This is a genomic window from Thalassospira profundimaris WP0211 (assembly GCF_000300275.1).
Classification (GTDB): Bacteria; Pseudomonadota; Alphaproteobacteria; order Rhodospirillales; family Thalassospiraceae; genus Thalassospira; species Thalassospira profundimaris.
This window is the reverse complement of sequence record NZ_AMRN01000003.1, coordinates 414,284-429,066: the sequence shown is the minus strand read 5'-3', so window position 1 is coordinate 429,066 and position 14,783 is coordinate 414,284. Positions and strand designations below refer to the sequence as shown.

14 protein-coding genes are annotated in these 14,783 nt (G+C 56.5%); 12 read left to right on the top strand and 2 right to left on the bottom strand.

Annotated elements, in window-relative coordinates; all coding sequences use genetic code 11:
* Nucleotides 1-73: 73 nt before the first annotated feature.
* From TH2_RS08690 to TH2_RS08680, 3 genes are all read left to right on the top strand, one after another.
* Entirely contained in the window at nucleotides 74-319 is a 246-nt protein-coding gene (locus TH2_RS08690; protein WP_008890046.1) for a hypothetical protein, read from the top strand.
* A 180-nt stretch (nucleotides 320-499) separates the two neighbouring features.
* Nucleotides 500-1,987, top strand: a complete 1,488-nt coding sequence (locus tag TH2_RS08685) for an NAD-dependent succinate-semialdehyde dehydrogenase (protein WP_008890045.1) — start codon at nucleotides 500-502, stop codon at nucleotides 1,985-1,987.
* 56 nt (nucleotides 1,988-2,043) lie between these two features.
* On the top strand, nucleotides 2,044-3,444 hold the full coding sequence (locus tag TH2_RS08680) for an aspartate aminotransferase family protein (protein WP_008890044.1): 1,401 nt from the start codon (nucleotides 2,044-2,046) through the stop codon (nucleotides 3,442-3,444).
* A 163-nt stretch (nucleotides 3,445-3,607) separates the two neighbouring features.
* Here the strand turns inward: TH2_RS08680 and TH2_RS08675 are convergent, their stop codons facing one another.
* Together TH2_RS08675 and TH2_RS08670 are read right to left on the bottom strand one after the other, a co-directional pair.
* Nucleotides 3,608-4,033, bottom strand: coding sequence for a hypothetical protein (locus TH2_RS08675; RefSeq protein WP_157193941.1), 426 nt, complete (start codon nucleotides 4,031-4,033; stop codon nucleotides 3,608-3,610).
* Nucleotides 4,034-4,220: 187 nt separating this feature from the next.
* Entirely contained in the window at nucleotides 4,221-5,240 is a 1,020-nt protein-coding gene (locus tag TH2_RS08670) for a TRAP transporter substrate-binding protein (RefSeq protein WP_008890042.1), read from the bottom strand.
* Between the two features lie 227 nt (nucleotides 5,241-5,467).
* Here TH2_RS08670 and ehuR point away from each other — a divergent pair, with 227 nt between their 5' ends.
* From ehuR to TH2_RS08625, 9 genes are all read left to right on the top strand, one after another.
* Entirely contained in the window at nucleotides 5,468-6,865 is a 1,398-nt protein-coding gene (gene ehuR, locus TH2_RS08665; protein WP_008890041.1) for a MocR-like ectoine utilization transcription factor EhuR, read from the top strand.
* A gap of 154 nt (nucleotides 6,866-7,019) precedes the next feature.
* Nucleotides 7,020-7,604 (top strand): TRAP transporter small permease, encoded by a 585-nt coding sequence (locus tag TH2_RS08660; protein WP_051007605.1) that lies wholly within the window; start codon nucleotides 7,020-7,022, stop codon nucleotides 7,602-7,604.
* A gap of 14 nt (nucleotides 7,605-7,618) precedes the next feature.
* The gene (locus TH2_RS08655; RefSeq protein ID WP_008890039.1) at nucleotides 7,619-8,902 is read left to right on the top strand and encodes a TRAP transporter large permease; all 1,284 of its coding nucleotides are present in this window, start codon (nucleotides 7,619-7,621) and stop codon (nucleotides 8,900-8,902) included.
* Between the two features lie 104 nt (nucleotides 8,903-9,006).
* On the top strand, nucleotides 9,007-9,810 hold the full coding sequence (locus tag TH2_RS08650) for a maleate cis-trans isomerase family protein (RefSeq protein ID WP_008890038.1): 804 nt from the start codon (nucleotides 9,007-9,009) through the stop codon (nucleotides 9,808-9,810).
* Entirely contained in the window at nucleotides 9,807-10,796 is a 990-nt protein-coding gene (gene eutB / locus TH2_RS08645; protein WP_008890037.1) for a hydroxyectoine utilization dehydratase EutB, read from the top strand. The genes TH2_RS08650 and eutB overlap by 4 nt, the downstream gene beginning before the upstream one ends.
* A 6-nt stretch (nucleotides 10,797-10,802) precedes the next feature.
* A complete protein-coding gene (eutC, locus tag TH2_RS08640; protein WP_008890036.1) occupies nucleotides 10,803-11,795 on the top strand; it encodes an ectoine utilization protein EutC in 993 nt (330 codons plus the stop codon).
* A gap of 48 nt (nucleotides 11,796-11,843) precedes the next feature.
* Nucleotides 11,844-13,025, top strand: a complete 1,182-nt coding sequence (doeA, locus tag TH2_RS08635) for an ectoine hydrolase DoeA (protein ID WP_008890035.1) — start codon at nucleotides 11,844-11,846, stop codon at nucleotides 13,023-13,025.
* Between the two features lie 108 nt (nucleotides 13,026-13,133).
* Nucleotides 13,134-14,132, top strand: coding sequence for a N(2)-acetyl-L-2,4-diaminobutanoate deacetylase DoeB (doeB, locus tag TH2_RS08630; protein WP_008890034.1), 999 nt, complete (start codon nucleotides 13,134-13,136; stop codon nucleotides 14,130-14,132).
* Nucleotides 14,133-14,134: 2 nt separating this feature from the next.
* Nucleotides 14,135-14,626: an Lrp/AsnC family transcriptional regulator gene (locus TH2_RS08625; RefSeq protein WP_008890033.1), complete on the top strand. Its 492-nt coding sequence runs from the start codon at nucleotides 14,135-14,137 to the stop codon at nucleotides 14,624-14,626.
* Nucleotides 14,627-14,783 lie beyond the last annotated feature (157 nt).

Genomic DNA, 14,783 nt, shown 5'->3' with positions numbered 1-14,783 from the left:
ACGAACGGACGGAGCTTCCCGGCAACGGGGCTCCGTCCATCCTTCTTTTGCCTGACCTTATGAACTGCGCCTTATGAACAAAATCGCCTCCATACTTCTTGCCGTATTGCTTGGCATCGTCATGCTGGGCGGCTTTATCGCCCTTGTTGGCGGCAGTGTTATCGGTGCACTGGCCTTCGTCATTGGCATCCCGGTGGCCTTCCCGATGACAACAAGCGTCGTGATCTTGTTTTTTGCCGCCATCATCATCCGAACCCTCATTGAAAAGCGCCGCCAGAAACGCGAAATGCGCAAATATCTTGATCAGTCAGAAGACTGATTTTCTGCGCGTTTTGGCGCTCAACAGAAAAAACATTCGCTTTTTGCCACTCCGCGCCAAAAAAAACGCATCAAATGGCGCCGAGTTCGGTCACCTCCTCTGATCGCCTGTTGATACCTTCCTCTCAGTTCAATGACATGCTTCGCGCAAACCGCGCCAAGCTTAAGGAAGGAGGCCACCATGACGGCACAATCAAAGGAACAGCGTTGCGTATCGCTCAGCCAGCTTTCCGATCTGCGTTTGCTGCGCGAACATGCCTATATTGATGGTCGCTGGTGCTCGGCTGACAACCTTCAGGTGATCGAAGTCACCAACCCGTTCGATGGCAGCTTCATCGGCACCGTTCCGAACATGGGCATTCACGAAACCCGCAAGGCCATCGCGGCTGCCCGGGAAGCCTTCCCGGCATGGGCAGCCCTTCTGCCCCAGGAACGCAGTGCCGCTTTGCGTCGCTGGCATGATCTTCTGATTGAAAACAAGGAAGACCTGGCGCTTCTGATGACCCTTGAACAGGGCAAGCCGATCAACGAAGCCCGCGGCGAGATTGATTACGCTGCAAGTTTCATCGAATTTTACGCCGAAGAAGCCAAACGGGTGAATGTCGAAAACATCACATCCCACCTGCCGGGCCGCAACATGTCGATCAAACGTGAACCGATCGGGGTGACTGCCGCCGTTACACCTTGGAACTTCCCGTGTGCGATGATCACGCGTAAGGCCGCGGCTGCTCTTGCCGCTGGTTGCACCATGATTGTACGCCCGGCCACCGAAACGCCGTTTTCGGCCACCGCACTGGCCGAACTGGCCGAACGTGCGGGCATTCCGGCGGGCGTATTTAACATCGTCACCGGCGATCCGAACCCGGTTGTGGGCGAGCTGTGCGGCCATCACGATGTCCGCGCACTGTCCTTTACCGGCTCGACCGAGGTTGGCCGTCTTCTGCTGTCGCAAGGTGCACAGACCATCAAGAAAATGTCGATGGAACTCGGCGGTCATGCCCCGTTCATCGTCTTTGATGATGTCGATCTCGACGAGGCGGTTGCCCACGCGGTGAACGCCAAATTCGCCACCAGTGGTCAGGACTGCCTGGCGGCCAACCGCATCTTTGTTCAGCGCGACATCTATGATGACTTCCTTGATAAATACGCCAAGGCCATCGCCGATCTGCGGGTTGGCAACGGCATCGAGGAATATGTCGAAATCGGTCCGCTGATGCATGACCGTGCGGTTGCCAAATGCGAAGAACATGTTGCCGATGCGCGCGCCAAGGGTGCCCGTGTTGTCACCGGTGGCAAGAAAATGGGCGGGCTGTTCTTTGCCCCGACCCTGCTTGCCGATGTCACCGAAGACATGAAGATCTTTTCCGAAGAAACCTTTGGCCCGGTCGCCCCGGTCATGCCGTTCGATACCGAGGACGAAGTCGTCGCCAAGGCCAATGACAGCGAATACGGCCTTGCCGCCTATCTGCTGACCAAGGACAACGACCGTGCCGCACGCGTCTCAAACGCCCTTGAATACGGCATGGTTGCGCTGAACTGCGTGAAAATCACCGGTGCACCGATCCCGTTTGGCGGCGTCAAACAATCTGGCCTCGGCCGCGAAGGATCGCGCCATGGCCTCGAAGAATTTACCGAACTGAAATACGTCTGCGCTGCTTACAAAGCCTAGGCTTCAACCTTGGTGCGCGCAAAAGACATCAACCGCATTCACATGGGAGAATTCAAATGAATGTCATCAAAAACACCACTGCTGATCTGCAGGAAATGGACCGGGCGCATTTCATGCACCCCTCGACCCACATGCGTCAGCACGCAGCGGGCGAAACCCCCAACCGCATCATCAATGGCGGCAAGGGCATCTATATCCACGACACCGAAGGTAAGGAAAGCCTTGATGCCTTCGCCGGTCTGTATTGTGTAAACGTCGGCTATGGCCGCACCGAAATTGCCGATGCGATTTATGCGCAGGCAAAGGAACTGGCCTATTACCACACCTATGTCGGGCACGGGAACGAGCCGGTCATTCGTCTGTCGGACCGCATTATCAAAAGCGCGCCCGAAGGCATGCAGCGCGTCTATTACGGCATGTCCGGATCGGACGCCAACGAAACCAACATCAAACTGATCTGGTACTACAACAACATCCGCGGCCTGCCGCAGAAAAAGAAGATCATCTCGCGTTGGCGTGGCTATCACGGCTCGGGCATCATGACCGGCAGCCTGACCGGCCTGGCTGCCTTCCACAACGCATTTGATCTTCCGCGTGCGCCCATTCTGCACACCACCTGCCCGCACCATTACTGGAATGCAGAGGCCGGCGAAACCGAAGCAGAATTTGCCAAACGCTGTGCCAATGATCTGGAAAAAATGATCCTGCGCGAAGGTCCGGAAACCGTTGCTGCCTTCATTGGCGAGCCGGTCATGGGCACAGGCGGCATCATCACCCCGCCAGAAGGCTACTGGGAAGCCATTCAGGCCGTTTTGAACAAATATGATGTGCTTCTGGTCGCCGACGAAGTTGTGACTGCCTTTGGCCGTACCGGGTCCTATTTCGGGTCGCTTCACTATGGCATCAAGCCGGACCTGATCACGATTGCCAAGGGCGTCTCATCTGGCTACCTGCCGCTGTCGGGTGTGATCATTGGCGAACGCGTCTGGAAAGTTCTTGAACAGGGTTCCGATCAGATGGGCCCGATCGGCCATGGCTGGACCTATTCCGCCCATCCGGTCTGTGCGGCGGCTGCCAATGCAAACCTTGATATCGTCGATGGTGAAAACCTGACGGGCAACTCGGCGGAAACCGGTGGTTACTTCCAGAAACGCCTGCATGAAACCTTTGACAACCACCCGCTGGTTGGCGAGGCGCGTGGCGTTGGTCTGATGGCCGCCCTCGAGTTTGTCGCCGATAAAACCAAGAAGGAACGCTTCGATCCGAATGCGAAAATCGGTCCGCGCGTATCAGCCGCCTGCCTTGAGCGTGGCATGATTGCACGCGCCATGCCGCACGGTGACATCCTTGGCTTTGCCCCGCCGCTTTGCATCACCAAGGCCGAAGTCGACAAGGTCATCGACATCGCCAAACAGGCTGTTGATGCAGTCGCCGACGAAGTTGCTGCTGGCAAATAAGCCAGACGGGTGTCACTGCGACATCAGAAATACCCGCCGCGTCAAACCTTCTTCCCGACGCGGCGGTGCACAGGGGCCGGGCCCATGACCGGCCCCTGTTTTATTTCCACGCGACGATGATCTCACTGCCACGATCTCACGGCCACCGGGCGCAAACCCATAGTTACTGGCAGGTCGTCGCAAACTTCCCGGCAGTATCTTTCTTGGACGTCAGCGTGCAAGCAGCGGTGACGCTGCCCGATGCATCTATGATTTGAAGTTGGATCTCGGCATTGCCGCCATCTGCTGACGGCCACCAGATCGAACCGGCACCGTCAGAACCAAACAGGTTCAGATAAGGTGCCGCACCCGCATTGGTCACACCGGCAACAACCGTGGCATTCCCGGAATTACTCAGCGCATCCTTTACCGTCACCTTGGCTGAGTCCGGGGATGTTTCGGCCCATTCGCTCGACGAGATCGGCACGCCATTGGGATTGTAAACTTCCGCCTTTGGCGACGACACAAGCGTACCAAGCGCCATCACGGCAAACATGATTGCCGGGAAGATCGCGTCACGGACAGTTTGAAGCAGGTTGAGCATATTCACAGCCAGTTCCTTTCACGTCAGTTTCATCACCACAGTCCGCTTATCGGAAAGGGCACGTATGAGACGCAGAAACGCTGATGTTGTGAGCATCACCGGGATCACAGACCGACCGTTCAAGACAAACAAAAACCCCCGCAAGCAGTGCCTGCGGGGGTTTGCGATATCTTACGAAATCGGGAAGGCCCGATTACATGTCGGTACCAAACTCTTCACGAAGCGAGTTCAGTACTTCTTCGGTGTCACCACCGACTTCCTCAACAAGGCTTGCGCCAACGCCTTTGGAAGCTTCCTTGAAGACCGAACGCTGTTCGTCATTCAGACGGATCACTTCGATTTCCGGCTTGGCTTCCTTGATGCGTGCAAGGGCTTCGTCATTGGCCTTTTTCTGGGCTTCATAGATGAAGTCATCCAGTTCGGCCTTTACTTCCGCCAGCATCTCTTTGCGTTCATCCGACAGGCCGTCATAGAACGCCGCGTTTGAAACCACGGTGGTGGTGTATTGCTGCTGACCGGCATAGATCAGATGGTCGGTCACTTCGTAGAATTTGGCACTTTCAACGAAGAAGATCGGGTTGACCTGTGCATCAATCACGCTGGTCTGAAGACCGGAATAAACTTCACCCCACGGCAGGGCGACCGGATCAGCACCGAAAGATTCATAAGTTTCGATCAGGATCGGCGAGGTCATAACACGGAATTTCACACCATCGAAATCAGCCGGTTTTTCGACCGGTTTCTTGGTGGTCCAGACCATTTCGCCTTCCGGGTACATGGTATAAAGCTTCAGCCCTTTGGACTCGAAGTCCTTGGACAGACCTTCGTAAATGGTCGGGCTCGAAGACAGGACCTTCTTGTTCACCTCGTTATCCTGCGACAGCAGGTAGGGAACACCAAAGACCTGAATTTCCGGAACGAAAGTCCCCAGGTGACCCGGCGATGCGTTCGAGAACTGAACAGCACCGGCTGCGGTCAGCTCGGTAATGTCGTTCTCGGTGCCAAGCTGGCCATAGGTGTAAATGGTGACATTTACGTCGCCATCGGTCTTTTCTTCGACCAGGCGTTTGAATTCCTGAGCATAAAGGTCCTGAACATCACCCGGGCTTTCTTCGTGGGCGAATTTCCATTCCTCGGCGTGGGCAGCGGTCCCTGCGACGGCAAACAGTGCAGCCGCCGATAGGGTCGCTTTAAGGAGTTTGTTCAGACTCATATCGAAGTCTCCCGTGTTATCGCGCTCAACGATCGGCGCCAACGCTTGTGAAGGCACTCGGATCGGAACGCTTAATTTCAACATCACTGTGATGAACGCCCAAAGTTTTGAAATGTTCCTGCATCAGGTCAATGTTAGTTTTGTCTCATGACAAATTAGTCCGAACACCTACACAGAACAGGTCCGCCATGTTACGCTGGCCAAAACATCAGGGTGGAAAGACAATCATGTGGTTACCTGACATCGACCTCAGCGGCGAAACAGGCCCGAAATACAAGGCACTGGTCGAAGCAATCATTACCGATATTGAATCAGGCAGATTGCGCCACGATGTCCGCATGCCAACACACCGTGAACTGGCCTATCGCCTGAAAGTCAGCGTTCAGACCGTCAGTGCGGCCTACAAGGAAGTCGAACGGCAGGGCTATTTGCGGTCCGAACGGCGTCGCGGCACCTTTGTCCAGGCCCGCCTGACCGACCGGGCATCGTCCTTTATCCTCGATAGTCGCCAACCCGATCTGGTTGATCTTTCGATTGTACGGGCGGCCTATACCGATTTTCACAATGATCTGTCGCGCCAGATGCATGCAAAACTGGCCGAAGAACCCCATCACGGCTGGATGGAAAGCTGCCGGCCGGTTGCCGGGTTTGATTATCACCGCGACATCGGGCGCAACTGGCTTTCCGGCATGGGGGTCGATGTTGAAATCCCCAACCTTCTGATTACCAATGGCGCGGCACAAGGCGTCTTTACCGCCCTTTCCACCGTCATTCAGCCTGATGACGTCGTCCTGACCGAAAGCCTGACCGATCACGGCGTGATCGGCTCGGCCAGCATCCTGCGCTTCAAGCTGGGGGCGCTGCCGACCGATGATGAAGGCATCCTGCCCGATGCGTTTGAGCAAGAATGCCGCACGCGCCAAATCCGGGCCCTTGTCGTCACCCCGATCTTTACCAATCCGACCAACTGCCTGATGGGGTTGGAACGGCGCAAACGCATCGCCGAAATTGCCGAACATTACGGCGTCTACGTCATCGAGGACGATGTCTATCGCCCCCTTCTCGAAGAAAACCTGCCACCAATCACAAGCTTCCTGCCCAAGCTTGGCTTTCATGTCTCAAGCCTGACCAAGGCGGTCATGCCGGGCCTTCGAACCGGCTTTCTGGCTGTTCCCGCGCATTTGTCGATTCGTGCCAGCAGCGTTTTGCGCGTCACCGGATGGATGGGGACTCCATTGATGGCAGAGATCGGCGCACGCTGGATTGCCGATGGCACGGTCGATCAGGCGGTGACAGTCCAACGCGCACTGATGCGCGAACGCCAGGCACTGGTCGCCGATATTCTCGGCGATGCGGTTGTGCGTCATCACCCGACATCGCTGTCGGCCTGGGTGCGTATTCCCGAACATTGGCAGGAAGAATGGTTTGCCTCCGAACTGCGCAAAAACGGCGTAGCTGTCACGATTTCCGACCCGTTCATGACCGTCAAGGTCCCCCGGCCAAACGCCATGCGGATCTGTCTTGGCGGCGCCCCGGATACGCCAACGGTTCAGCATGCCCTGATCCAAATTCGCCATACCATGGATCAAATGCCCGGCGTTCACGCTTTCGACGTGATGTATTGATTTTGTGTCATGACAAAAATCTGATTGAACCATCACAAAGCGTTTTTATTCTGACTGAACCGGCGTGAAGCGAACGACAATCCGTGTGGGAGGGAACCAACATCCGCACACAGCGTTCCACAAAAATGTCTCGCACACGCATCAAGGAGGTTCTATGTCAGGTGCAAACGGGGAGGCCCCCGCTCCGAGTGGCGGGGCGTTGGGGATTTTAAGAAAACTCGACCACGGCTTGTCCGTCGTCGAACGACAGCTCCTCGGATGGAGCATCATCATCATGGCGGTGAACACCGTCGCCAATGTGATCATGCGCCTGGGGTTCAGTTCGAGCATCTTCTTTTCCGAAGAGCTCAATCAGTTTCTGATCATTCTTGTGACATTTGTCGGCATCAGCGAGGCCGCCCGCATGGGGCGCCATATCCGCATGTCGGCCTTTACCGATATGCTGGGGCCGCGCGCCAGCAAGGTCATGATGATCTTCATTACGCTTGGCACGGCCTCTTTGCTGTTCCTTCTGGCCTGGTATTCGATTGATTACGTTTCGTCGCTGATCACATCGAACCGGCTGACCCCGGCCTTGCGCATCCCCTATTACCTGACCGTTCTGATCGTGCCGTTTGGCCTGTGCGTAACCGGCATCCAGTTTGTTCTGGCAGCGTTGACCAACATCCTCAAACCGGGGACGCACCTGTCCTATCAGGTCGAGGATACGTTTGACGACGCCGACGAGCATCATCTGTAAGGGGGAATGGAAAAATGGATTTAGGAACAACAATCCTTCTGGTGATGCTGGGGCTTCTGGTGCTGGGCTTCCCGATGATGGTGCCGCTGGCAACCGCCAGCGTGGTTGCCTTCCTGTTTTACATGCCGATTCCCGAACGCATCCTGATACAGCAGATGGTCACGGGCATCTCGCCGGTCGCCCTGATCGCGGTGCCGATGTTTATCTTTGCCGCCGATATCGTGACAAAGGGGCATACGGCCAACCGGCTGATTGACCTTGCCATGACCTTTGTCGGCCATGTGCGCGGCGGCCTTGCGGTCACAACCGCGCTTGGCTGTACCATGTTTGGCGCGGTATCGGGCTCCACACAGGCGACTGTGGTTGCCATGGGCGGCCCGCTGCGCCCCAAGATGCTCAAGGCCGGCTACGAAGACAAATTCGCCATGGCGCTGATCATCAATGCCAGTGACATCGCGTTTCTGATCCCGCCATCGATTGGCATGATCGTGTTTGGCGTGGTGGGCAAGGTTTCGATCGGTGAACTGTTCCTGGCGGGTATCGGCCCGGGCATTCTCATTCTGATCATGTTCTCGCTGTACTGCATGTACTACGCCAAAAAGAACGACATCCCGACCATCCCGCGCATGACCTGGGCCGAACGCGGCAAGGCCGTGATCAATGCTGGCCCCGCCATCATGTTCCCGGTTCTGATCGTCGGTGGCATCTATCTGGGCTGGGTCAGCCCGACCGAGGTTGCGGCTGTTGCCGTGGTCTATGCCATCATCCTTGAAGTGCTGATCTTCAAGTCGGTCAAATGGTCCGAGTTGCTGGCGATTGCCCGTTCAACCGGTCTGATCACGGCCGTCGTGTTCATTCTGGTCGGCGCGGGCACGACATTCTCGTTCGTGATTTCCTTTGCCCAGATCCCACAACACGTCATTGGCGCATTGGGGCTTGAAGGGGCGAACTCCTACGTGATTCTGGCCGCGATCTGCATTGCCTTCTTTATCGGCTGCATGTTCGTTGACCCGATTGTTGTCATTCTGGTCCTGACCCCGATCTTCATGCCGCTTGTCAATGCGGCCGGTCTGGATCCGGTGCTTGTCGGTACGCTGGTCACACTTCAGGTTGCCATTGGCTCTGCCACGCCACCGTTCGGGTGTGACATCTTTACAGCCATCGCAATCTTCAGGCGACCCTATGCCGAGGTGATCAGTGGAACACCGCCCTTCATCATCATGCTGCTGCTTGCGGCCGTGATTTTGATCTTTGTTCCGCAGATTGCGCTGTTCCTGCCAGAGCTTGCCTTCCGCTGATCAAGTTCTGGCCCGTAAATTCCGGCTGCGACCGGAAGCATATTTGAAAATTTGAAACTGGGTCGTCCTGATTAAATCGGGACGACCCGCTTCTGGAGTTCAGGATGATTTCCGTATCCCGTGCGGTTACGCCAGAGCCGGCAGACGTGCCCTATTCCCCTGATCCGGTCGGACCGGCAGGGCGGATTGGCCTGATCACGCTGGCAACCGATTTTAATAGCGAGGATGACCTGCGCGCCATCCTGCCGGGCGACGTGCGCCTGTTCACCACACGCATTGAAAACGCCAACCCGGTTACGGTCGCAAACCTGCAATCGATGGCGGCTGATCTGCCACGCGCAGCCAAAACGCTGTTGCCGGGGTATGGCGTTGATGTTGCCATTTTCGGCTGCACGTCTGGCACCGCCGTGACCGGTTCGGACAAAATCGCCGAACTGATCAATCAAGGCATGCCCGGCACCAAGGTCACCAATCCGCTTTTGGCCAGTGAATTGGCCCTGCGTGCGGTCGGTGCGCAAAAAATTGCCATCCTGACCCCGTATCTTGCCGATGTAACCCAATCGGTTGCCGACGGTTTTCACCAGCGCGGCTTTGATGTTACCCGTGTGATGGGCTTTGGTCTTGATAACGACTTTGACATGACCGCCCTGCCGCCCAAGGCGCTGCTTGAAGGTGCGCTTAAGGTCGACACGCCGGATGCCGATGCGGTGTTTATTTCCTGCACCGCGATCCGGTCTGCCGAAATCATCTCTGATGCCGAACGTCGCCTGAAGAAGCCGGTCATCACCAGCAATCAGGCCCTGATCTGGCATGCCTTGAACCTGATTGGGTACAAAAATCCGATCACAGGGTTCGGAACCCTGTTTGATCATGCCCCGCAACCAACGAACCAAGTCGAGGTCCCATGAAAGACCCCATCACATTTGCTGATGTTCTTTCTGCCCGCAAAACCATTGCGGGTCATGTGATCCACACACCCTTGCGCCCGTCCGCCGCCCTGTCTGATCGTATCGGAAGCCCCGTCTGGCTGAAATGCGAACAACAACAATATACCGGCAGCTTCAAGCTGCGCGGTGCCGCCAACGCGGTGCTGCGCCTCCGTGACGAGGAAAAGGCCAAGGGTGTCGTTGGCGTATCAACAGGCAACTATGGCCGGGCACTGGCCTTTGCCGCCCGCAATGCCGGGGTGCGATCGATCATTTGCATGTCCGAACTGGTGCCGCAAAACAAGGTCGATGGCATCCGGGCACTCGGTGCCGAAGTCCGCATCATTGGCCAGTCACAGGACGAAGCCCAGCACGAAGTCGACCGGCTGGTCGAACAGGATGGCATGATCATGTTGCCGCCCTTTGACCATGCCGATGTCATTGCCGGCCAAGGCACCCTTGGTCTTGAAATCGTCGAAGCCCTTCCCGACGTGGATACCTTGCTGGTCCCGCTGTCGGGCGGTGGATTGCTTGCCGGTGTGGCGCTGGTTGCCAAATCGGTCAATCCGATGATCCGGGTGGTTGGCATTACCATGGAACGTGGCTGTGCCATGATCACAAGCCTTCAGGAAGGCAAACCGACATCGGTCAAGGAATTGCCGACACTGGCCGACAGCCTTGGCGGCGGCATAGGTGAAAACAACCAGTACACGTTTGATATGTGCGGTGATCTGACCGACGATTTCGTTCTGGTCAACGAAGCCCAGATCGCCGATGGCATCCGGGCTGCCTACCATGATGACCAACAAGTCGTCGAAGGTGCCGGTGCCGTGGGCATTGCCGCCCTACGTGCCGGTCTGGTCGACAATCCCGGTCGCACCGTGGTGCTGACGACGGGGTGCAATATCGACATGGACCTGCACAAACGCATTGTTGGCGGCGAAGACGTCGACCTGATGGCGGAGTAACAAACCATGCCGACAATCAGAATTCTGACCGAAACCGACCTGCGCAAGGTCATTGATCTCGATATGGATGCCATCAACTGTGTCGAAGGCGCGTTCAAGGCGCTTGCCACACAGGACGTCCGCATGCCGCCGATCCTGCGTCTGGATATCGACGAATATAATGGCGAGGTCGATGTCAAAACCGCCTATGTGCCGGGCATCGACAGCTTTGCCATCAAAATCAGCCCGGGCTTCTTTGATAATCCCAAACTCGGCCTGCCATCGGTCAACGGATTGATGAACCTGTTTTCATCCAAGACCGGCCTGCTGGAGGCCGTCTTGCTCGATAACGGCTATCTGACCGATGTGCGCACCGCCGCCGCTGGCGGGGTGGCTGCAAAACATCTGGCCCGCGATGACGCCAAACATGCTGCCATCTTTGGTGCTGGCGTGCAGGCACAGTTGCAGCTTAAGGCACTCACACTGGTGCGCGATATTACATCCGCGACGATCTGGGCACGTGACATCGCCAAGGCCGAGGCGTGTGCCAAAAAGGCATCGCTTGAACTGGGCATTCCGGTGACCGCCACCACGGATGGCAAAGACGCCGCAAGCAACGCGGATATCATCGTCACAACGACGCCTGCGCGCGAACCGGTTCTGATGGCCGATTGGGTCAAGCCCGGAACGCACGTGACCGCGATGGGGTCCGATGCCGAACACAAAAACGAAATTGATCCTGCCCTGATCGGGCAGGCCGACCTTTATGTCAGCGACAGTCAGGCACAGACACGCATTCTTGGCGAACTGCATCACGCCATCGATGCCGGTGTGGTGTCCTCTGACGCGACATTCCCCGAACTCGGCCAAATCATTGCCCAATCCTTGACCGGCAGGACAAGTGCGGGTCAGACTACGGTCTGTGATTTGACCGGAACCGGTGTGCAAGACACCGCTATCGCCACTCTCGCCCGTCACCGCTGTGATGCAGCCGGTACAGGGGTCGAGATTACTTCTTAACAACAAAGGGAAACAGGGTCTGGACCCACCTTTATCTGGAGGCCTGCGATGAGCCAGGTAGAATTGAATTTCACGCGTGAGGAATATGCCGAGCGCCTGGAGAAAACCAAAAAAGCCATGGTGGAAAAGGGGCTCGATCTTTTGATCGTGACCGATCCGTCAAATATGGCCTGGCTAACCGGCTATGACGGCTGGTCGTTCTATGTCCATCAATGCGTACTGGTTCCAATCGAAGACGACCCGATCTGGTTCGGGCGTTCGCAGGATGCCAACGGGGCAAAACGCACGGTCTATATGCCGCATGACCGCATCATTCCCTATGCGGATTACTATGTGCAATCGACCACCCATCACCCGATGGACTACCTTGCCGAGGTGATCGAATATCGCGGCTGGGCATCGCGCCGCATTGGTGTGGAAATGGACAACTACTATTTCTCCGCCAAGGCCTTCCTGCAGCTCCAGACTCATCTGCCAAACGCCAAGTTTTCCGATGCCACGGCCCTTGTGAACTGGCAGCGCGCGGTCAAATCCGAGACCGAGATTTTCTATATGCGGCAAGCCGCCCGCATTGTTGAAAACATGCATGAACGCATTTTCGAAATCGTCGAACCGGGGATGAAAAAGAACGAACTGGTCGCGGAAATCTTCCGTACCGGGATCGCCGGTGTTGACGGCATTGGGGGCGACTATCCGGCCATTGTACCGCTTCTGCCATCGGGCCCGGATGCTGGTGCGCCGCATCTGACCTGGGATGAAAAACCCGTTCCGGGCAATGCCGGGACTTTCTTTGAAATTGCCGGCTGTTACCGCCGTTATCATGCGCCGCTGTCGCGCACGATTTTCCTTGGCGAACCGGATCAACGGTTCCTTGATGCCGAAAGTGCCCTGATCGAAGGCCTTCAGGCCGGGCTCGAAGCCGCCAAACCGGGCAATGTCTGCGAAGACATCGCCATCGCCTTCTTCGGGGTCTTGCAGAAATTCGGCATCGAAAAAGACAGCCGCTGTGGCTATCCGATCGGGCTTTCTTATCCGCCGGACTGGGGCGAACGCACCATGAGCCTGCGCCCCGGTGACCGCACGGTTCTTGAACCGGGCATGACCTTCCACTTCATGCCGGGCCTGTGGTTCGATGACTGGGGGATCGAAATCACCGAAAGCATGATGATCACCGAAACCGGGTCGAAAACCCTGACCAGCTATCCACGCCAGCTGTTTGTCAAAAACTAATTCCGCCAAAGCCGCACCGGACGCGCATCCCAAACATGCCACGTCCGGTGCCAGACGCCACAGCCTGACGACGACGGTCGCGAAGTCAGGCTTTTTAAGGATACGACCATGACAAAACCATCGCCCATCAGCCCGACGATCCCGCTTGATCAGGATGGCATTCACCACGGCTTTTTAAAGCTCCCCTATTCGCGTGATGATTCCGCGTGGGGTGCCGTGATGATCCCGATCACCGTGGTCCGCAATGGCAATGGCCCCACCGCCCTTCTGACCGGCGGCAACCATGGCGACGAATATGAAGGCCTGGTGTCACTATTCAAACTGGCGGAATCCCTGTCCGCGGGTGAAATCACCGGTCGTGTGATCATTCTGCCAGCCATGAACTATCCGGCATTTCGCAGTGCATCTCGGACATCCCCGATTGATGCCGGCAACATGAACCGGTCCTTCCCGGGCAAACCCGATGGCACGGTGACGCAAAAGATCGCCGATTATATCTTCCGTTATCTCGTGCCCGAGGCCGATATCGTTCTTGATATCCATTCCGGCGGCAAGACGCTTGATTTCATCCCGTTCGCAGCCGCCCACGTCCTGCCCGACAAGGAACAGGAAGCACGTTGCGTTGCCGCCATGAAGGCATTCGGCGCACCCTATTCGATGATGATGCTCGAACTGGATGCGGTCGGCATGTTTGACACCGTGGTCGAAGAAGCTGGCAAAACCTTTGTCACCACCGAACTGGGTGGCGGCGGGTCAACCACGGCCGAACGTGTCGCGATTGCGGACCGTGGTGTGCGCAACATCCTTATTCACGCCGGTATCCTCAAGGGTGAAATTGAACCGAGCCCGACCGGCACGACCATGCTTGATATGCCCGATGACCGTTGCTTTGTCGCATCGGAGGCATCCGGCCTGTATGAGCCGTGCGTTGATCTGGGCGACATGGTCAAGGAAGGCGATCTGATCGCGCGTATTTATGATGTCGAACGCACAGGCACCCCGCCGCGCGAATATTATGCCCCGCGTGAAGGCATCGTTTCGTGCCGCCATTTCCAGGGCCTGATCAAAACGGGTGACTGCTTGATTGTGATTGCCGAGGTGCTCTGACCATGGTCCGGCTTGATGAGCTCGATCTGAAAATCCTCAAAACCCTGCAACGCGAAGGGCGCATCACCAAGGTCAAACTGGCCGAGGCGGTGAACCTTTCGCCAAGCCCGTGCTGGGAACGGCTCAAACGCCTCGAAGACCTTGGCGTTATTTCGGGGTATCACGCCCATATCAATCTGGAAAAGCTGGTCAAACCGACACTGGTTCTGACCGAAGTCACCCTCCGTCATCACCAGCATGATGATTTCCAGATTTTCGAACGCGCCGTGCAAGACATCCCCGAAATCGTCGAATGCTATGCGCTTGGCGGCGGGGTGGATTACATGCTCAAGGTGCTGTGTCATGACGTTGATGCCTATCAACGTCTGATCGACCGGCTTTTGGTGTCCAATATCGGGATTGACCGCTATTTCACCTATATCGTCACCAAAAAGGTCAAAACCACCTCAATCACCCCGATTGAAAATCTGGTCGAGCCCCCCGAACGCAAATAAAACCGCACCAGCGGGCAGGATGATTTTTCCTGCCCCGTCTGCATCCGCGCCCCAAAAAAAACGGTATGATTGTTCATATTAACAATTAACGTTTAAGGCGAATTCGCGGCTAATTGCAGACCAATTCGCCGCAATTACCGATAAAATCGCCGTAAAT